This is a genomic window from Nocardioides sp. P5_E3, assembly GCF_054049275.1.
Window position 1 is genome coordinate 23,100 of the sequence record NZ_JBFUMR010000024.1, and the last position, 18,354, is coordinate 41,453.

At 72.5% G+C, this 18,354-nt stretch carries 19 protein-coding genes; 7 read left to right on the top strand and 12 right to left on the bottom strand.

The window, feature by feature from the left end:
* Positions 1-26: 26 nt before the first annotated feature.
* Genes ACXJKB_RS15645 through ACXJKB_RS15660 form a run of 4 tightly spaced genes read left to right on the top strand, consistent with a single transcriptional unit; the run spans position 27 to position 3,130 of the window.
* Entirely contained in the window at positions 27-953 is a 927-nt protein-coding gene (locus ACXJKB_RS15645) for a metal ABC transporter solute-binding protein, Zn/Mn family (RefSeq protein WP_457189925.1), read from the top strand.
* Positions 944-1,732 carry a metal ABC transporter ATP-binding protein gene (locus tag ACXJKB_RS15650; RefSeq protein ID WP_457189927.1) on the top strand — a complete coding sequence of 263 codons (789 nt, stop codon included), beginning with the start codon at positions 944-946 and terminating at the stop codon, positions 1,730-1,732. Before ACXJKB_RS15645 ends, ACXJKB_RS15650 begins: the two co-directional genes overlap by 10 nt.
* Entirely contained in the window at positions 1,729-2,736 is a 1,008-nt protein-coding gene (locus ACXJKB_RS15655; RefSeq protein WP_457189929.1) for a metal ABC transporter permease, read from the top strand. Before ACXJKB_RS15650 ends, ACXJKB_RS15655 begins: the two co-directional genes overlap by 4 nt.
* Positions 2,723-3,130, top strand: a complete 408-nt coding sequence (locus ACXJKB_RS15660; RefSeq protein ID WP_457189931.1) for a Fur family transcriptional regulator — start codon at positions 2,723-2,725, stop codon at positions 3,128-3,130. Before ACXJKB_RS15655 ends, ACXJKB_RS15660 begins: the two co-directional genes overlap by 14 nt.
* Here the strand turns inward: ACXJKB_RS15660 and ACXJKB_RS15665 are convergent.
* From ACXJKB_RS15665 to ACXJKB_RS15685, 5 genes are all read right to left on the bottom strand, one after another.
* Entirely contained in the window at positions 3,127-3,930 is an 804-nt protein-coding gene (locus tag ACXJKB_RS15665) for an isoprenyl transferase (protein WP_457189933.1), read from the bottom strand. The two genes, ACXJKB_RS15660 and ACXJKB_RS15665, sit on opposite strands and share 4 nt — an antisense overlap.
* Before the next feature lie 77 nt (positions 3,931-4,007).
* A complete protein-coding gene (gene recO, locus ACXJKB_RS15670) occupies positions 4,008-4,736 on the bottom strand; it encodes a DNA repair protein RecO (protein WP_300051767.1) in 729 nt (242 codons plus the stop codon).
* A gap of 54 nt (positions 4,737-4,790) precedes the next feature.
* The gene (locus tag ACXJKB_RS15675) at positions 4,791-5,669 is read right to left on the bottom strand and encodes an alpha/beta fold hydrolase (protein WP_457189935.1); all 879 of its coding nucleotides are present in this window, start codon (positions 5,667-5,669) and stop codon (positions 4,791-4,793) included.
* Positions 5,670-5,694: 25 nt separating this feature from the next.
* Complete coding sequence (gene leuA / locus ACXJKB_RS15680; protein ID WP_457189937.1) at positions 5,695-7,464, bottom strand: 2-isopropylmalate synthase; 1,770 nt, start codon at positions 7,462-7,464, stop codon at positions 5,695-5,697.
* A 212-nt stretch (positions 7,465-7,676) separates the two neighbouring features.
* The gene (locus ACXJKB_RS15685; RefSeq protein WP_457189939.1) at positions 7,677-8,435 is read right to left on the bottom strand and encodes a class I SAM-dependent methyltransferase; all 759 of its coding nucleotides are present in this window, start codon (positions 8,433-8,435) and stop codon (positions 7,677-7,679) included.
* 46 nt (positions 8,436-8,481) lie between these two features.
* On the opposite strand from ACXJKB_RS15685, the gene ACXJKB_RS15690 reads away from it, so the two are divergent.
* Positions 8,482-8,967, top strand: coding sequence for an NAD(P)H-dependent oxidoreductase (locus tag ACXJKB_RS15690; protein WP_300051757.1), 486 nt, complete (start codon positions 8,482-8,484; stop codon positions 8,965-8,967).
* Positions 8,964-9,776, top strand: coding sequence for a septum formation family protein (locus ACXJKB_RS15695; protein WP_457189941.1), 813 nt, complete (start codon positions 8,964-8,966; stop codon positions 9,774-9,776). Before ACXJKB_RS15690 ends, ACXJKB_RS15695 begins: the two co-directional genes overlap by 4 nt.
* Here ACXJKB_RS15695 and ACXJKB_RS15700 read toward each other — a convergent pair.
* Positions 9,773-11,095 carry an aminotransferase class I/II-fold pyridoxal phosphate-dependent enzyme gene (locus ACXJKB_RS15700; RefSeq protein WP_457189943.1) on the bottom strand — a complete coding sequence of 441 codons (1,323 nt, stop codon included), beginning with the start codon at positions 11,093-11,095 and terminating at the stop codon, positions 9,773-9,775. The two genes, ACXJKB_RS15695 and ACXJKB_RS15700, sit on opposite strands and share 4 nt — an antisense overlap.
* 72 nt (positions 11,096-11,167) lie before the next feature.
* Here ACXJKB_RS15700 and ACXJKB_RS15705 point away from each other — a divergent pair, with 72 nt between their 5' ends.
* On the top strand, positions 11,168-12,091 hold the full coding sequence (locus tag ACXJKB_RS15705; protein ID WP_457189945.1) for a LysR family transcriptional regulator: 924 nt from the start codon (positions 11,168-11,170) through the stop codon (positions 12,089-12,091).
* 3 nt (positions 12,092-12,094) lie between these two features.
* Here ACXJKB_RS15705 and era read toward each other — a convergent pair whose 3' ends face one another.
* Genes era through ACXJKB_RS15735 form a run of 6 tightly spaced genes read right to left on the bottom strand, consistent with a single transcriptional unit; the run spans position 12,095 to position 18,354 of the window.
* Complete coding sequence (gene era, locus ACXJKB_RS15710) at positions 12,095-13,132, bottom strand: GTPase Era (RefSeq protein ID WP_457189947.1); 1,038 nt, start codon at positions 13,130-13,132, stop codon at positions 12,095-12,097.
* On the bottom strand, positions 13,125-13,907 hold the full coding sequence (locus ACXJKB_RS15715; protein ID WP_457189949.1) for a siderophore-interacting protein: 783 nt from the start codon (positions 13,905-13,907) through the stop codon (positions 13,125-13,127). Before ACXJKB_RS15715 ends, era begins: the two co-directional genes overlap by 8 nt.
* A 20-nt stretch (positions 13,908-13,927) precedes the next feature.
* The gene (locus tag ACXJKB_RS15720) at positions 13,928-15,235 is read right to left on the bottom strand and encodes a class I SAM-dependent methyltransferase (RefSeq protein ID WP_457189951.1); all 1,308 of its coding nucleotides are present in this window, start codon (positions 15,233-15,235) and stop codon (positions 13,928-13,930) included.
* Positions 15,232-16,605 (bottom strand): FAD-binding oxidoreductase, encoded by a 1,374-nt coding sequence (locus ACXJKB_RS15725; protein ID WP_457189953.1) that lies wholly within the window; start codon positions 16,603-16,605, stop codon positions 15,232-15,234. The genes ACXJKB_RS15720 and ACXJKB_RS15725 overlap by 4 nt, the downstream gene beginning before the upstream one ends.
* Before the next feature lie 55 nt (positions 16,606-16,660).
* Positions 16,661-17,002: a cytidine deaminase gene (locus ACXJKB_RS15730; RefSeq protein ID WP_457189955.1), complete on the bottom strand. Its 342-nt coding sequence runs from the start codon at positions 17,000-17,002 to the stop codon at positions 16,661-16,663.
* 35 nt (positions 17,003-17,037) lie between these two features.
* Positions 17,038-18,354 carry a hemolysin family protein gene (locus ACXJKB_RS15735; RefSeq protein WP_457189957.1) on the bottom strand — a complete coding sequence of 439 codons (1,317 nt, stop codon included), beginning with the start codon at positions 18,352-18,354 and terminating at the stop codon, positions 17,038-17,040.

Here is an 18,354-nt window from a genome sequence, read left to right on the forward strand (position 1 = left end):
TCTCAAAGAGCGTGAGAATCGTTCTCATGTTGTCCGCCACCCGACCGATCGCCCTCGCCACCGCCCTCGCCTCGGCCGCTCTCCTTGCCGGCTGCGGCGGGTCCGACGACAGCGCCGGGAATGGTCGCTCGGCCGTCGCCGCGTTCTACCCGCTGGCCTGGGTGACCGGTCAGGTGGCGGGCGACGAGTGGGAGGTCACCAACCTCACCGGGCCGGGCACCGAGCCGCACGACCTGTCCCTCGACATCAAGCAGACCGCGACCCTCGCGGAGGCCGACCTGATCGTGCTCGAGCACGGCTTCCAGCCCGCGGTCGACGAGACGGTCGACGCCAACGCGCCCGACGCGGAGATCGTCGACGCGGCCGACGTGGTCGAGCTCATGCCCGCCTCCGAGCACGAGCACGAGCACGACGAGGCGGGCCACGACCACGGCGACCTCGACCCCCACTTCTGGCAGGACCCGCTGCTGATGGCCGACCTCGGTGACGCCGTGGCCGACCGGCTGGTCGAGCTCGACCCCGACGGCGCAGCGACGTACGAGGACAACGCGGCGGCGCTGCGCACGGAGCTGGAGGCCCTGGACCAGGAGTACGTCGACGGCCTGGCGACGTGCGAGCGCACGACGACCGTCGTCAGCCACGAGGCGTTCTCCTACCTCGCCCGCTACGGGCTGCAGTTCGAGGCGATCGCCGGCCTCTCCCCCGACGCCGAGCCGACGCCGGCCGACCTGGCCCGGCTCCAGCAGCTGATCACCGAGGACGGCATCACCACCGTCTTCTCCGAGCGCCTCGCCAGCAGCAAGATGGCCGACTCGCTCGCCGGCGACCTCGGCCTCGAGACCGCGGTGCTCGACCCGGTCGAGGGCCTCTCGGACGAGACGTCCGACGACGACTACCTTTCCCTCATGGGCCAGAACCTCGACGCGCTCCGGAAGGCCAACGGATGCCAGTGAGCCCCGGAGCACCTCCGGTCGAGGTCCGCGACGGGTCGGTCGCGATCGGCGGCCGCCCGATCCTGCGCGGGATCGACCTCACCGTCCGGTCCGGCGAGTTCCTGGCACTGATGGGCGCCAACGGCTCCGGCAAGTCGACCCTCGTGCGTGCGATCACCGGCCTGCTGCCGACGACGGGTGGCGGCATCTCCCTCTTCGGCACGCCGTACGCCGACTTCCGCGACTGGAAGCGGGTCGGCTTCGTGCCGCAGCGCGCGTCCGCGGCCAGCGGCGTACCTGCGACCGTCTGGGAGGTCGTCGCGTCGGGGCGCATCAGCCGGCGGCGCCCCTTCCTCCCACTCTCCCGCGAGGACCGGCGGGCGATCGCCGACGCGATCGACGTCGTCGGGCTGTCCGACCGCACGGGCCTCGGCGTGTCCCAGCTGAGCGGCGGGCAGCAGCAGCGCGTCCTCATTGCTCGCGCACTGGCCGGCGAGCCCGACCTGCTGGTGCTCGACGAGCCCACCGCCGGGGTCGACCTCGGCAACCAGCGCGCCCTCGCCGACGCGCTCGCCACCTTCAAGGCCGGCGGCGCCACCATCGTGCTGGTCGCCCACGAGCTCGGCCCGATGGCGCCTCTGATCGACCGAGCGGTCGTGATGCGCGACGGCCGGATCGCCTACGACGGGCCCGCGCTCGACGAAGAGGACGCCCACGGGCACCACCACCCGCTGGCCGCCTCGCACGACCACGTCCCGCACGTGGGATCGCCGCTCGACGAGCTGGGCGGCGGACGATGAGCGACTTCGTCGACCTCTTCTCGCTGCCCTTCATGCAGCGTGCGCTCCTCGCCGCGTTGCTGACGGGCCTGGCCGCACCCGCGATCGGCACCTTCCTCGTGCAGCGCCGCCTCGCCCTGCTGGGGGACGGCATCGGCCACGTCGCCGTCACGGGTGTCGCGATCGGCCTGCTCACCAACACCTCCCCGACGTGGACGGCCGTCGTCGTCGCGGTCCTCGGCGCCGTCCTGATCGAGGTCATCCGCGAACGCGGCCACACCAACGGCGACGTCGCGCTGGCCCTGCTCTTCTACGGCGGCCTGGCCGGTGGCGTGCTGATCACCGGCCTCGCCGGACAGGGTGCGGCGCGGCTCCAGGAGTACCTCTTCGGGTCGCTCACCAGCATCACCGCCGGCGACGTGTGGTTCACGTTCGGCCTGACCGTGGTGCTGCTCGTGACCACGCTCGGCCTGCTCCCCCAGCTCTTCGCCGTCTCCAGCGACCCCGACTTCGCGCGGGTCGCCGGCCTGCGGGTGCGCCTCTACAACCTGCTGATCGCCGTGCTCGCCGCCGTGACCGTCACCGTCGCGATGCGCACGGTCGGCCTGCTGCTCGTGTCCGCATTGATGGTGGTGCCGGTCGCGACCGCCCAGCAGCTCGCCCGCTCGTTCCGTACGACGATCGCGGGCGCGATGGCCGTCGGCGTCCTCGCGGCCCTCGGCGGGCTGCTGCTGAGCGCGGCCCTGTCGTTCCGGGCCACTGTCGCGCCGGGGCCGACGATCGTGCTGCTCGCCCTCGCGATGTTCGCCTCCACCTGGCCCATCGGCGTGTGGCTGCGCAGGCGCCGCCGGATGCTCTCGCCGTTCGCGAGCGTCGAGGTGGCCACGCACACCGTCACCGACGAGCACCCCCACCAGCACGGCACCGACTGCGGCCACCCGGCGGTGCCGCACGCGGACCACGTCGACTACGTCCACGACGGCCACCGGCACGCCGTACACGGAGAGCACTATGACGAGCACTGAACCCACGCCCCGGCCCTCGGTCCGGCCGACCCGCCAGCGTCGCGCGGTCGCCGCCGCGCTGGCCGGCTTCGACGACTTCCGCAGCGCGCAGGAGATCCACGACCTCATCTCGCAGCAGGGCGAGTCCGTCGGGCTCGCGACCGTCTACCGCACGCTGGCGACCCTCGCCGACGCCGGCGAGGTCGACATGCTGCGCAACGAGGACGGCGAGGCCATCTGGCGCAGCTGCTCCGACACGCACCACCACCACCTCGTGTGCCGCACCTGCGGGGCGACCGTGGAGGTCGAGGGACCGGCCGTCGAGCGGTGGACGAGCGCGATCGCGACCGAGCACGGCTACGCCGACATCAGCCACACGCTGGAGATCTTCGGGACCTGCCCCGCCTGCCGCTAGGGCTGGTCGGGAGTCTGGTCGGGGGTCTGGTTGGGGAGCGCGCCGCCGTAGCGGCGGTCGCGGCTGGCGTACGTCTCGACGGCCGACCACAGGTGCCGCCGGTCCACGTCGGGCCAGAGCACGTCGGTGAAGACCATCTCGCTGTAGGCCGCCTGCCACAGCATGTAGTTGGACAGCCGCTGCTCGCCCGACGTGCGCCAGACCAGGTCGGCGTCCGGCAGCTCGGGGACGTAGAGGTGCCGGGCGAAGATCTTCTCGTCGATCTTGTCCGGGTTGAGGCGGCCTGCGGCGACCTCGCGGCCGATGGCGCGAGCGGCGTCGGCGAGCTCGGCCCGGCCGCCGTAGTTGACGCACATCGTGAGGGTGAGGACGTCGTTGTCCTTCGTCATCTCCTCGGCGACCTGGAGCTCCTTGATGACCGACCGCCACAGCCGGGGAGCGCGACCGGCCCAGCGCACGCGCACGCCCAGGTCGTGCATCTCGTCGCGACGACGGCGGATCACGTCGCGGTTGAAGCCCATCAGGAAGCGCACCTCGTCGGGCGAGCGCGACCAGTTCTCGGTGGAGAACGCGTAGGCCGAGATGGCCTTCACGCCGATCTCGATCGCCCCCTCGACGACGTCGAAGAGCGTGTGCTCGCCCTGCTCGTGCCCCTTCGTGCGGGGCAGCCCACGCTCCTTCGCCCACCGGCCGTTGCCGTCCATGATGATCGCGACGTGCTCGGGCACGAGGTCGCGCGGGACCGGCGGCGGCGTCGCGCCGCTCGGGTGCGGGGTCGGCGGCTTCACCTGTCGCTTCACGGCGCCAGCGTAGTGCGGGGACGTCATGGCGGGCGGTCGCCCGGACGACCGCACGCCAWGACGTCAGAGGCGACGCGTCAGCGCTCGACGTACGCCATCGAGCGCAGGCCGCGCTCGAGGTGCCAGGCGAGGTAGGCCGAGACGAGGTTGCTGGCCTCGCGCAGGTGGCGTGGCTCGGCGGCGTGGACGACGGGCCAGTCGCCGACGAGGAGCGCGCCGAGCAGGAGGACGGTCTCCCCGGCGGGGGTGGCCGACCCCGGCAGCTTGTCGGAGGAGCACAGGACGCCGCCGGCCGACGGGTTGAAGAAGCGGTGCGGGCCCTCGACGCCGCACTGCACGCAGTGGTCGAACGACGGCGCGTAGCCCGCGACGGACAAGGAGCGCAGCAGGTAGGAGTCGAGGACCTGCTTGGCGGGGTGCTCGGCGCCGGCCATCGCACGCAGCCCCCCGACGAGCAGCAGGAACTGCTGGACCGCGGGCTCCTTCTCCTCGGTCACCAGGCGCTCGGCGGTCTCGAGCATCACCGTGCCGGCGGTGTAGCGGTCGTAGTCGAGCCCCAGTCTTGCGTGGAACGGGTCGAGCGTCTCGGCCTGGGTGATCACGTCGAGGCTGCGCCCCTCCGCGAGCTGGAGGTCGACGTGGTTGAACGGCTCGAGGCGCGAGCCCCAGCGTGACGTCGTACGCCGCACCCCCTTGGCGACCGCGCGCACGCGCCCGTGCTGACGGGTCAGCAGGGTGATGATGCGGTCGGCCTCGCCCAGCTTGTGGGTGCGGAGCACGACGGCCTCGTCGCGGTACAGGGGCACGCGGTCATTCTCCCCCACCGAGCCTGCTCAGGCGCGTACGGGCGGGGTGCGGCGTCAGCGTTTCCGGGTGCGGGCCTTCGTCGCGGCCTTGGTCGTCGCGGGGTGCTCGTGCCAGCACTCGAGAGCGAAGTCGGCGGCGGCGGCGGTGAGCCGCTCCGGTCGGAACCTCCACTCGAGGATCGAGGTGGCCCGTTCGAGCCGGACGTTGGGGAGCTCCGCGGCCAGCATGTCGGCGTCGACGAAGGGGTGGATCGGGTCGATCGGGTGGCCGACGAGGAAGACCGGTGCCTGGATCCGACGACGCTGGCTGCGGGACGGCGCGAGCCGGCCGAAGATCACCCCGTGCAGCACCGAGGCGATGGACTCGGCGCGGTGGTCGACGGTGTCGAGGCCGATGCCGACCCAGAACGGGACGATCCCGCGGGGCACGGACCGCGAGAGCCGCTGCAGGGTGTTGGCCGTGATCGGCAGGTAGCGCGCGGCGAGCATGATCGGGACGAAAGCGAGGATCCCGGCGACCAGCGCGTTGTTGAGCACCGGCATCTCGACGATCAGGCCCTTGACCCGCTCCGGCGCGATCACCGCCACCTCCAGGGAGACGTTGGCGCCGAGCGACGTGCCGCCGATGACGGCCTGCTCCGCCCCGAGGTGGTCGAGCAGCGCGACGACCTGCTCGCCGAACGATGTCATCGAGTACACCAGCGGGTCGGCCGGCTGGTCCGAGCGACCGTGCCCGAGCAGGTCGAGGGTCACCACGTGCAGCCCCTGCGCGGCCATCGCGCGGGCGAGCGGCTGCTGCATCCGGCGCGGCATGAGCAGGCCGTGCAGCAGCACGACCCACTCGTCGCCCGAGCCGTACTCGGTGTACTCGAGCCGGTCGCGCCCACCGTCGGACTCGACGAAGAACTGTCCGATCCGCTCGCTGACCAACATGGACCGAATGTAGCGCTGCCGGCGCTCAGCCGCGGTTGACCGCGCTGATGACCGCCTTCAGCGACGCGGTGACGATGTTGGCGTCGAGCCCCACGCCCCACAGCACCTTCTCGCCGACGGCGCACTCGACGTACGCCGCTGCGATGGCGTCGCCACCGGACGACAGTGCGTGCTCGTGGTAGTCGAGGACCCGCACCTCGCCGCGGCCCGCGTAGGTCGGGTTGCCCGCCGCCTGCTCGGCCTCGACGAGCTCGTTGAGCGCGTTGGTGAAGGCGTTGATCGGGCCGTTGCCGGCGCCGGTCAGCTCGCGGCGCACGCCGTCGACGTACACCCCGACGGTGAGCTGGTCCTTCTCCCCCGCAGCGCTGGAGGTGTGGACCGAGTTGAGCTTGAGCGGGGTCTCCCGGTCGAGGTACTCCGCGCGGAAGACGGACCAGATCTCCTCGGGCGTGATCTCCCCGCCCTCGGTGTCGGTGCGCTGCTGGACGACGCGGCTGAACTCGATCTGCGCGCGACGCGGCAGGTCGAGCTTGTGCTCGGACTTGAGGACGTAGGCCACGCCGCCCTTGCCGGACTGGCTGTTGACGCGGATGACCGCCTCGTAGGTGCGGCCCACGTCCTTGGGGTCGATCGGCAGGTACGGCGCCTCCCAGGGCAGCTCGCCGACCTCGACGCCCAGCGCGGTCGCCTTCTTGTCCAGGTCCTCCAGGCCCTTCTTGATGGCGTCCTGGTGGGAGCCGGAGAAGGCGGTGTAGACGAGGTCGCCCGCGTAGGGGTGGCGCGGGTGGACCGGCAGGTTGGTGCAGTACTCGACGGTGCGGCGGACCTCGTCGATGTCGCCGAGGTCGACCTGCGGGTCGATGCCCTGGCTGAAGAGGTTCATCGCCAGGGTCACCAGGTCGACGTTGCCGGTGCGCTCGCCGTGGCCGAACAGGCAGCCCTCGACGCGGTCGGCACCGGCCATCAGCCCCAGCTCGGTGGCGGCGACCGCGGTGCCGCGGTCGTTGTGCGGGTGCAGGCTGATCGCGGAGTGCTCGCGGCGGGTCAGGCCGCGGCCGAAGTACTCGATCTGGTCGGCGTAGGTGTTGGGCGTCGACATCTCGACCGTGGCGGGCAGGTTGAGGATGATCTCGCGGCCGGCCTCGGGCTGCCACACGTCGGAGACCGCCTCGCAGACGCTCAACGCGAAGTCGGTGTCGGACTGGGTGAAGATCTCCGGGCTGTACTGGTAGCCGAAGGACTCGCTGCCGACGAGGCCGCCGAGCCGCTCCTCGGCGTACTTCATGACCATCTCGGTGCCGCGGACGGCGATGTTGCGGCACTCGTCGGGGGTGACGTTGAAGACCACGCGCTGGAACAGCGGAGCAGTGGCGTTGTAGAGGTGCACGGTGGCGCGCGGGGCGCCGACCAGCGAGTCGACGGTGCGCTCGATCAGGTCCTCACGGGCCTGCGTCAGCACCGAGATCTGTACGTCGTCGGGGATGCGGTCCTCGTCGATGAGCTTGCGCACGAAGTCGAAGTCGGTCTGGCTGGCGCTGGGGAAGCCGACCTCGATCTCCTTGTAGCCCATCGCCACCAGCAGCTCGAACATCGTGAGCTTGCGGGCGGGCGTCATCGGGTCGATGAGCGCCTGGTTGCCGTCGCGCAGGTCGGTGGAGAGCCACCGCGGCGCCTTCTCGACCTTCCGGGTCGGCCAGGTGCGGTCGGGAACGTCGACGGGCACGAACGGCGTGTAGCGGGCGAACGGCATCGGGCTCGTGCCCTGCTGGTTGGCGGTGTTGCTCAGGTTGGTCATGAGGTCCTCGGTCTGCTTCTCGTGTGCGGAGGGGCGACCGGCACGCGCCACACTCCGCAACGAGGGGGCCGGGTCAGGCCTCGCTGCGGCGGCGAAGGAGGAGAAGGCTGCGCATCATGAGGGACCAACAGTAACCCCGTCCGCGCGCAGCCGTCGCCCGTCTCCCGCTGGATGAGACACCTCGTGGCCGGGTCCGGCCACGAGGCCCGGGCTCACGCCCGACCGCGGCCCGCCCACGCCACGGCGGTGATGTCGAACGGACCGTCGCCGAGGTTGCGGCGCAGGGTCTGCTCGACCTCCCGCCTGCGGTCCGGGTCGAGCGCGGCGATGACCTCCCCCGCCGGGCCGACGCCGTGCAGGTAGGGCTGCCACCACTCCTCGAAGGTCGGGTGGGTGACGGTGACCGACAGCTCGCTCACCTCGATGTCACGGAGGGCGGCACCCTCCAGGATCGAGCGGATGCTCTCGCGCGAGCCACCCTGGAAGCCCCGCTCGTCCGGCTGCTGCGGGGCCACCTCGGCGAAGGCGGTCCACAGCGGCGCCATCGGCGCGCGGGAGCCGGCGAGGTCCCACACCGTGGCGCCGACCCAGCCGCCCTCCCGGGTCACCCGCTTCATCTCCGACACCCCGCCGACGGGGTCGGTCATGAAGTGCACGACGAGGCACGCGCCGCTCACGTCGTGCGAGTCGTCGTCCCACGGCAGCGACTCGGCGGCACCCCGCTGGACGTCGACCCCGGGGAAGCGGGCGCGGCAGGTCTCGACGAAGGGCGCCGACGGGTCGATCGCGGACACCTGGTCCGCTCCGAGGCGGTCGACCAGCGGCGCGGTGAACGCACCGGGCCCGCAGCCGACGTCGAGCGCCCGCTGCCCCGCGGTCACCTCCAACAGGTCGGCGAAGCGGACCGCGAGCGGCTGCGAGTAGCGCCCCATGAACCGGTCGTACGCCTCACCCGCCACCTCGAAGCTCACGCGTCGACGGTACGCCGCTCGCTGGCCCGTGAGTAGCCTCGGCTCCGTGCCGCGCCTGCTCATCGTCCACCACTCGCCGACGCCCTCGGTGGCCGCGCTGACCGAGGCCGTGGTCGCCGGCGCGTCGGACGACGCGATCACCGGCGTCGACGTGGTGGTCCGGGCCGCCCTCGAGGCCGATGCGGACGACGTGCTCGCCGCGGACGGCTACGTGCTCGGGACGCCCGCGAACTTCGGCTACATGAGCGGGGCGCTCAAGCACTTCTTCGACTCGATCTTCCTCCAGGCCGGCGGCGCCCTCACCGACGACGGCTCGGCCGCGGCGGTGGAGGGCGGTCGCAAGCCGTTCGGGCTCTACGTCCACGGGCGCTACGACACGACGGGTGCCGTGCGCTCGGTGCAGTCGATCGTGGGTGCGCTCGGCTGGCGGCAGAGCGCGCCGGTCCTCGAGGTGCTGGGCGACGTGGGCGAGTCGCAGCGCGAGTCGGCGTACGAGCTGGGCGGGACGCTCGCGGCCCTGGTGATGGGATGAGGCGGCTCCTCGCGGCCCTCGCCGCGGCCGTCCTGCTGTCGGCCTGCACCTCTCCCACCGACGCCCCCGCGGACGACCCGACACCGCCGTCCGCGACCTCCACCCCGACCGAGGTCGCGGCCCCGGACCCGGGCCCGACGCCCGAGGTGGGCGAGTGCCACGCCCTGTCGTTGCGCCAGGCGGTCGCCGTGGTGGGTCGTACGGCGCCGGTCGCGTGCCGACGACCGCACACGGCGCAGACCTACTTCGTCGGCCGGCTCGACCTCACGACGAAGTCCGGCTTCACCCGGCGGGTGGACTCGCAGGCCGCGCAGCGGCAGATGAGCCGCGCCTGCACCACTCGGCTCCCCCGGCACCTCGGACGTACGCCGCGCGAGCTGAGGCTGCGCATGGTCCGAGCCGTCTGGTTCAGCCCGAGCCAGAAGCGGGCGGAGGCCGGGGCCGACTGGTTCCGCTGCGACATCGTGGCCGTGGCGTCGCCCGGCACGCTGCTGCGGCTCCCACGCCGGACGAAGGGATGGGACGGTCCGCTGATGTGCGCCACCGCGGCACCCGGCACCCCCGGGTTCCGGCGGGTGACGTGCGGCGCGAAGCACTCGTGGCGTGCGGTGGCGACCGTCGACATCCCGGGCCGCAAGCTGCCCACCCGCGACGCGGTGGCCGCGCGGATGGACCAGGTCTGCCGCGACGTCGCGGCGGACGCCACCGACGACCTGGACTTCACCTGGTCGCAGGAGAGCCCCACGCGCGAGCAGTGGGACGCCGGCCAGCGCTACGGCATCTGCTGGGTGCCCGACACCTCGTCCTAGGCGGTGAAGTGCACCCCGCCGAAGCGGGACCGCCACGCCGTCACCCGGGTGCCGACGTCGTCGAGGTCGGCGCCCGGGGTCAGGGCCTCGGCGAGGAGGGACGCGAGCACGTCCATGTCGCCGGGACCCATGCCCAGCCGCACCAGCTCGGGGGTGCCGATGCGCAGCCCGTTCAAGTCCCCGTCGACCGCCTCCACCGGCAGCCCGATGCCCGACGTCAGCAGGTTGGCGCGGCGCAGGAGCCGTGCCGCGCTCTGGCCACCGCCCCACTGGCGCGCCTCCAGGGCGAGCTGGTGGGACCCGGTCGGCCCGTCGATGCCGTGGAAGACCGGGAGCCCGCGCTCCACCAGGCCGGCGGCGAGGGCCGCGGCCGTCTGAACCATCGTCGCGGCGTAGTCGGCCCCCACGGCCTTCCAGTCGAGCATCGTCACCGCCAGGGCGGCCGCCTTGCCGGCGTCGAAGTTGGCGGTGAGGCCGGGATAGGCGATCGCGTCGAGGCTCCGGGCGATCTCCGGCTCGTTGGTGACGACCAGGCCGCCGGGCGGCCCGCCGAGGCTCTTGTAGGTGCTCATCGTCATCACGTGCGCGCCCTGCTCGAGCGGGTTCGGCCAGGCGCCGCCGGCGATCAGGCCGCAGACGTGGGCGGCGTCGAAGAGCAGCACCGCACCGACCTCGTCGGCCACCTCGCGCAGCGCGGCGACCGGGTGGGGGTAGAGGTTCATGCTGGTGCCGATGGTGATCATCCGGGGGCGGTGCTCGAGTGCGAGGTCGCGCAGCGCTGCCACGTCCACGGTGAAGCGGTCGGCCTCGACGGGCGCGGCGAGGGTGCGCAACCGGTACATCCCGGCCGAGCCCCCTGCGTGGTGGGTGACGTGGCCGCCGATGCTGGCGGGCGGGGCGATGATCGTGTCCCCCGGCTCGCACGTCGCCAGGAAGGCGTAGAGGTTGGCGATGGCCCCGGACGGCACCCGGATCTCGGCGAAGCGCGCCCCGAACACCTCGCCCGCGAGCTCGGCCGCCATCACCTCGATCTGCTCGATGGCCTCGAGCCCCATCTCGTACTTGTCACCGGGGTGGCCCAGGGACGCCCGCGACCCGAGCCCGGCGGAGAGCATCGCCTCGGCGCGGGGGTTCATCACGTTGGTCGCCGGGTTGAGGTTCAGGCAGTCGTGGTCGTGGATCTGCCGGTTGGCCGCCACCAGGCGGTCCAGCTCGGCGAGCGAGGCCGCGACCGTCCGGTCCGCGGTCGCCGCCGCCAGGGCCTCGATGTGGGTGCGGCTGTGCTCGGGGACCCAGTGCTGCTGCGCGAGTGCGGTCATGGAGCCATCATCGACACCGGGACCGGTAAGGACCAGCGCGCATCACGCGGCACGACTGGTTAGCGTTGCTACATGATCGACCTGTCCCGGCTCGTCTTCCTCCGCGCCGTCCACCGCCACGGCTCGGTGACGGCCGCGGCGCGCGAGCTCGGCTACACGTCCTCGGCGGTGAGCCAGCAGATCGGCAAGCTGCAGCGCGAGGCGGGCGTCCGACTCCTCGAGCCCGTCGGTCGCGGGGTCGTGCTCACCGACGCGGCCCTCGTCCTGGTCGATGCCGCGGTCGCCGTCGAGGCGGCCGAGGAGGAGGCGCGGGGCCGGCTCGAGGCCCTCTCCGGTGGGCTGACGGGGTCGCTGAGCCTGGCGTGCTTCCCCTCGGCGGTCCGCGGCGTCGTCGCCCCCGCGCTGCGGTCGCTGGCCGAGGCCGCACCCGAGCTGCGCATCCGGCTCCGGGAGCTCGCACCCGAGCTGGGCCTCGAGGCGGTCGCGGGCGGGTACGTCGACGTGGCGGTCGTCCACGACTGGGTGCACGACCGCACCACGCTCGCTGCCGGCCTGGAGTCGGTGCACCTGGCCGACGACCCCGTCGACCTGGTCGTCCCCACCACGCACCGCCTGGCAGGCCGGCGGACGGTGGCCCTCTCGGAGACGGTCGACGACGTGTGGGTCACCGACGTCTCGGACAGCATCTGCACCCGGTGGATCCTCGACATGCTGGGCGCCGCGACCGAGCACCCGCGCGTGGACTTCCGGGCCGAGGAGTACGCCTCGCAGCTCGCCCTGGTGTCGGCAGGGCTCTGCGTGGCGGTACTGCCGCGACTGGGCCGTCCCGCCCTGCCGGACACGGTGCGGGTCGTGGCCCTGCGCGGACCGGTCCCCACGCGTCGCTTCCTGGCCGTCCACCGCGCGTCGACCTCGCGCCGGCCGGCGGTCGGTCGCCTCGTCGAGGCGCTGGTCGGGGCCCTCGCCGAGCAGGAGCGCCGCCCGGACCGCGGGTAGGGGTCAGAAGCCGAGCTTGCGCAGCTGACGCGGGTCGCGCTGCCAGTCCTTGGCGATCTTGACCTGCAGGTCGAGGTAGACCGGGGTGCCGAGCAGCGCCTCGATCTGCAGGCGCGCGGCCGTGCCGACCGAGCGAAGGCGCGAGCCCTTGTGGCCGATCATGATGCCCTTCTGGGAGTCACGCTCGACGTAGAGGTTGGCCACGATGTCGAGCAGCGGCTTGTCGTCGGGACGCCCCTCGCGCAGGCCCATCTCCTCGACCACCACCGCGATCGAGTGCGGCAGCTCGTCGCGCACGCCCTCGAGGGCGGCCTCGCGGATGAGGTCGGCGGCCAGCGCCTCCTCGGGTGCGTCGGTGAGGTCGCCGTCGGGGTAGAGCGGCGGCCCCTCCGGCAGCAGCCCGACGAGCAGGTCGGCCAGCAGGTCGACCTGGTCGCCCGCCACCGCGGAGACGGGCACGATCTCGGCCCACTCGGTGCTGGTCTCGACCCCCAGCGCTGCGATGTCGAGCAGGTGCTGGCCGAGCTGCTCGGGGGTCGCCAGGTCGGTCTTGGTCGCGACGGCGATGCGGGTCGTACGCCGCACCTTGGCCAGCTCGCCGACGAGGTAGCGGTCGCCGGGCCCGATCTTCTCGTTGGCCGGGAAGCACACGGCGACCACGTCGACCTCCGCCCACGTGGTGCGCACCAGGTCGTTGAGCCGCTCGCCCAGGAGGGTGCGGGGCCGGTGCAGGCCGGGGGTGTCGACGAGGATCAGCTGCGCGTCGGCGCGGTGGACGATGCCGCGCACCACGTTGCGGGTGGTCTGCGGCTTGGACGACGTGATGACGATCTTCTGGCCCACGAGCGCGTTGGTCAGCGTCGACTTGCCCGCGTTGGGGCGCCCGACGAACGACGCGAAGCCGCTGCGGTAACCCTCGGGCGCCTCGTAGAAGGCGCTCGCCGGCGCGACGCCGGACAGGTCGAAGTCGTCGTCCAGCTCGTCGTCGTCCTCGTCGACCTCGTCCTCGAGCTCGAGGTCCTTGTCGTCGTCGTCAGCCATCGTTCGCCTCCTCGGTCTGGGCAGCGTCGTAGTCGGCCCAGATCTGCTCGTCAGTCTTGCCTGCCGCCTTGCCCGCGCGCCAGATCGGTCCGGGGTCGACCGCGCGCGGCTGGCGGGCGGCGGTGGCGCGCCAGTAGCCCATCACGTCGTAGTGGCTGGTCGGGAGGCCGACCTCGCGCATCAGGTGCTTGCGGATCGCGCGCATCTGCGCGGACTCGCCGGCCATCCAGAAGTAGCCCTCACCCTCGGGCCACTCGATGCCCGCGACCACCTCGGCCAGCGCGCTCTGCCCGGGCGCGGGCGGGGCCAGCCAGGTGACGTCGACGCCGGCGGGCAGGTAGCCGGACAGGTCGTCGGGCACCTCCGCCATGACGTACGTCGTCAGGTCGGGACGGGACTCGGCGATGCGGGCCATCGCCGGCATGGCCGTCAGGTCGCCGACGAGCAGCAGCCAGGACGCCCCGGGCGGCGGGGAGAACGACGCCTTGGGCTCGGTGATCGTCACCTTGTCGCCGACGCAGTCGCGCATCGCCCACTCGGTGACCAGGCCGACGTCGTGGACCACCACGTCGAGGGTGAGCTCGCCGTCCCGGAAGGACCGCACGGTGTAGTAGCGGCTCTGGAACTGCCCCGGCACGACGAGGCCGACCCACTCGTCGGCGATCCCGGTCGAGGTGAAGCCATCGACGTCACCGAGGACCAGCCGGACGAGGTGGTCCGAGAGCGGTTCGCGGCGACGCACGATCGCCTGGAACTGGGCTGCACGGGTGCTCACCCACTGAGGTTATCGGTGGCTCACCAGTCGGGGCGCATCGGGAAGTCGGAGCGGCCGTCGTCGTGGTTGCGGGTCGCGAGCACCTGGTGCAGCTCGACCTCGTCGCGCTCGAAGCCGACGCGCGAACCGGCGATGTAGAGGCCCCACACGCGGGCCGTCCCCTCGCCGACCTCGGCCACGCACTCGTCCCAGTGCTCGACGAGGTTGCGGTTCCAGTCGCGCAGCGTGGCGGCGTAGTGCAGGCGCAGGTTCTCGCTGTGCTGCACCTCCAGGGCCTGGTCCTGCGCAGCCCGGATGATCGTGCCCGAGCCGATCAGCTCCCCGTCGGGGAAGACGTAGCGGTCGATGAAGTGACCCGTCTCCGTCCGGCGGTTGTGCCGCCGGGTGATCGAGTGGTTGAGCAGGCGTCCGCCGGGCCGGAGGCGGTCGCGGAGGTGGCGGAAGTAGGCGGGGTAGTTGCGCACGCCGATGTGCTCGGTGAGCCCGATCGAGCTGACCGCGTCGAAGCCGGACTCGACGACGTCGCGGTAGTCGAGGTGGCGCACCTCGGCGAGGTCAGCGAGGCCCTCGCGGTCGATCGCCTCCTTGGCCCACTGCGCCTGCTCCAGCGACAGCGTCACGCCCAGCGCGCGTACGCCGTGCTCGCGCGCGGCGTGGCGGACCATGCTCCCCCAGCCGCAGCCGACGTCGAGCAGGCGCTGGCCGGGCTGCAGGTCGAGCTTGCGGCAGACGAGCTCGAACTTCGCCGCCTGCGCCTCCTCGAGGCTCATGTCGGGCGTCTCGTAGACCGCGCAGGTGTAGGCCATCGACGGCCCGAGCACCAGCTCGTAGAACCGGTTGGACACGTCGTAGTGGTGGGAGATGACCTCGGCGTCGCGGGTCATGGAGTGCCGCAGCCCCTCCACCGCGCGCCGCCAGCGGGGCAGGTGCTCCTGGGGTGGCGGGGGCGGTGGCCGCAGGTGCGTGAGGCCGAGGCTGCGGGCGATGTGCACCGCCTCGGGCGGCGCCGGCACCCGGAACTTCGTGTGGTCCTTGAGGAGCACGAGCGCGTCGTAGGGGTCACCGGGGTGGACCCCCGAGAGCTGGAGGTCGCCGCTGACGTAGGCCCGCACCATGCCGAGGTCGCCGGGCGCCGTCATCAGGTAGGCGAGCCCGCGCTCGGTGCGCAGCTGCATCCCGACGTCGGCGTCAGGAGGACCGGCGCTGCTGCCGTCGTACGCCGTGAAGTGCAGCGGCAGCCCGCCCCGCACCAGTCGGTCCATCGCGTCGCCGATGCTCAGGCGCGACGGTGGGCGGGGTCGCGAGCCCGGGTCCGTGTGGAAGGTCATCGTCGTTGCACCACCTTGTCGTAGAGGGACGTGAGTCGGCCGTCGGGATCGTGAACGGCCTTGACGCGGGCCAGGTGGTCCCCGCCGTAGAGGCGGTCGAACTCCGCCTGCGCGTAGAAGGCCTCGGAGTAGAGGCTCTTGTGGCCGCCGAGCTCGGAGACCTTCGCCTCGATCGCCCGGTTGCGCGGGGACGTGGGCGCGTCCGGGCCGACGTTGACGATGCCCCAGAAGCCCACGTTGACGTAGGTCGTCTCGGCGCTGAGCGGGTAGCCGGGCCAGGGCCGGTCGCCGGAGCGTTCCGCCCCGCGGCGCAGCCGCAGCGGGCACAGCCACACCGGGCGCATCCCGATCTCCCGGTCGAACCAGGCCAGGAACTCGGGGAGCCGCTCGACGGGGACCTCGACGTCCTGGACGACGCGCTCCCCCTGGGGACGCCCGGCGCGCCGGTCGAGCCGGTCGGCCACCCCGAGGCGGCGGTCGAGCGCGACGAGCTTCCAGTAGACGTCGGAGCGCCGCAGCCGTCGCGGCCACACCCGTCGCACGAGCGGGTGCTGGGCGCCGAAGGCGCGTGAGCACCAGAACCAGTCGGTGTCCCAGCGCCACAGGTAGTCGTGCACGGTGAGCCGGTCGGTGCTCCGCTGCTGCAGCGAGCGGTAGAAGACCTGCTGGCCGGCGTAGTCGCTGGTCGGCCCGGGGTCGTCGGTCCACCGCGCGAGGGTGAGGTAGAGCTCGTCGGGGGCGAAGGCGACGCCGTCGACCGCGTCGACGCGCTCCCCCGCCCAGGCGCGCTCCTCGACCACGCGGACGACGGCCTCGGCGAGCGTGGTCGCGTCGGGGAACCGGACGTGCCGGAGGGCGACGTACGACGGCACCTGCTCGAGCTCGATCCGCAGCCGGGYCGCGTAGCCGAGCGAGCCGTAGGAGTTGGGGAAGGCGTCGAAGAGCTCGTCACCCGGCTTGGTCGTGACGACCTCGCCCGCCCCGGTGAGCACGTCCATCTCGAGGACCGACTCGTGCGGCAGGCCGCTGCGGAAGCTCGTCGACTCGATGCCCAGGCCGCTGACCGCGCCGCCGAGCGTGATCGTCCTGAGCTGCGGCACGACCAGCGGGATGCGGCCGTGCGCGAGCGTCACCTCGACGAGGTGCTCGTAGGTGCACATCCCCTGCACCTCGGCGACGTCGCCGTCGACCTCGACGACACCCGTCAGCCCGGAGACGTCGAGACCGGCCTGTGACGCCGACCGGCCACGGAACAGGTTGCTGGTTCGCTTCGCCAGTCGCACCGGCGCACCCGCCGGCAGGGCGGCGTAGGACTCCCTGAGTCTCGCCTCCCCAGCAGCATGCTGCTCGCGACCAACAGCCGTTCGCACCCCTCCACGCTAGCGATCCCGGCCCGCTCGCGCGAGCAGGTTGCAGTCCAGCGGCTCAGGTGGCGAGCGAACGGGCGATCGCGCCCCGTGCGTCGCCGAGGTGCACCGGCACGCCGGCGCCGGCGAAGTCGCGTACGGCGTCGAGGGCGGGTACGCCGTCCGCCAGCACGACAGCAGCCTCGAGGCCGGCGGACCCGGACGACACGGCCATGGCCACGCACACGTCGAGCGCCGACAGGTCGAGGTGCGCGAGGCGCACGCTGGCGGCGGCGTAGGTGCGGCCGTCGAGGTCGCGAACGGYGGCGCCCTCGTCKGCGCGCGCCCGCGCCCGGGTCGCTCGGGCGAGGGTCACCAGCTTGGCGTCCTCGGCGCTGAGGTCGCCGGCGTCGTTGCTCATGCGAGAACCCTAGTGAGCGGCCCGGTCGGCGTCCGTCAGCGGCCGGCGGAGGTGACCGAGGCGTCGTCGGCGGCGCCGTCCGACTCGGGCGCGAGCACGGTCACCAGCACGGTCTCGATCTTGTTGCGTCGACCAGTGGCGCGCTCGGCCTCCAGCCGCAGGCCGTGGCACTCCACGACGGAGCCGGGGAGCGGGACCTTGCCGAGGTGCTTGGCCATCAGTCCGCCGACGCTGTCGACGTCGTCGTCCTCCACGTCGAAGCCGACCAGCTCGTCGAGGTCGTCGACCGGGTAGCGCGAGGACACCCGCATCGCGCCGCCCTCGAGGTGCTCGACCTCGACCTCCTCGGCGTCGTACTCGTCGGTGATCTCGCCGACGATCTCCTCCAGCACGTCCTCGATCGTGATCAGCCCGGCGGTGCCGCCGTACTCGTCGACGACCACCGCGATGTGCTGGCGACGGGCCTGCAGCTCGGTGAGCAGGGCGTCGACCGGCTTGGAGTCGGGGACGTAGTGGACCGGCCGCATCACCTCGTCGACGCGCTGGGTGAACTCGACGTCGGGGGCCTCGAAGTCGCGGCGGACGAGGTCCTTGAGGTAGGCCATGCCGACGATGTCGTCGAGGTTCTCGTCGATGACCGGGATGCGGGAGTAGCCGCTGCGAAGGAAGAGCGACAGCGTCTGGCGGATGTTCTTGTGGCGCTCGATGTAGACGACGTCGGGGCGCGGGACCATCACCTCGCGGGTGATGGTGTCGCCGAGCTCGAAGACCGAGTGGATCATCTTGCGCTCGCCGGACTCGATGATGGCGCCGGCCTCGGCCATGTCGACCAGCTCGCGCAGCTCGGTCTCGGTCGAGAACGGGCCCTCGCTGAAGCCCTTGCCGGGTGTGATCGCGTTGCCCAGGAGGATCAGCAGCGCCGGGATCGGGCCGAGGATCGTGGTCACCAGGGAGAGCGGGCCCGCCGACGCCAGCGCCACGCGCACGTCGTGCTGGCGGCCGATGGTGCGCGGGGCGACGCCGATGACGACGAAGGACACGACCAGCATCACGCCGATCGTGGTGAGGAACGTCGGGACGGGCGAGCCCTGGTAGGCGTCGCGCGCCCACGTCGCGACCAGCACGATCGCGCTGATCTCGCACAGCAGGCGCATCAGCAGCGCGGTGTTGAGGTAGCGCGCGGGGTCGTCGAGGAGCTTGACCAGGCGCACCGCGCCGGGCCGGCCCTCGGCCTTGAGCTCCTCCGCGCGAGCGCGCGAGAAGCCGCCGAGGGCGGCGTCGGCGGCCGAGAAGAGCCCGGCGAGCACGACCAGCAGTGCGGCCGAGCCGAGCTGCCAGATGTCAGCAGTCAT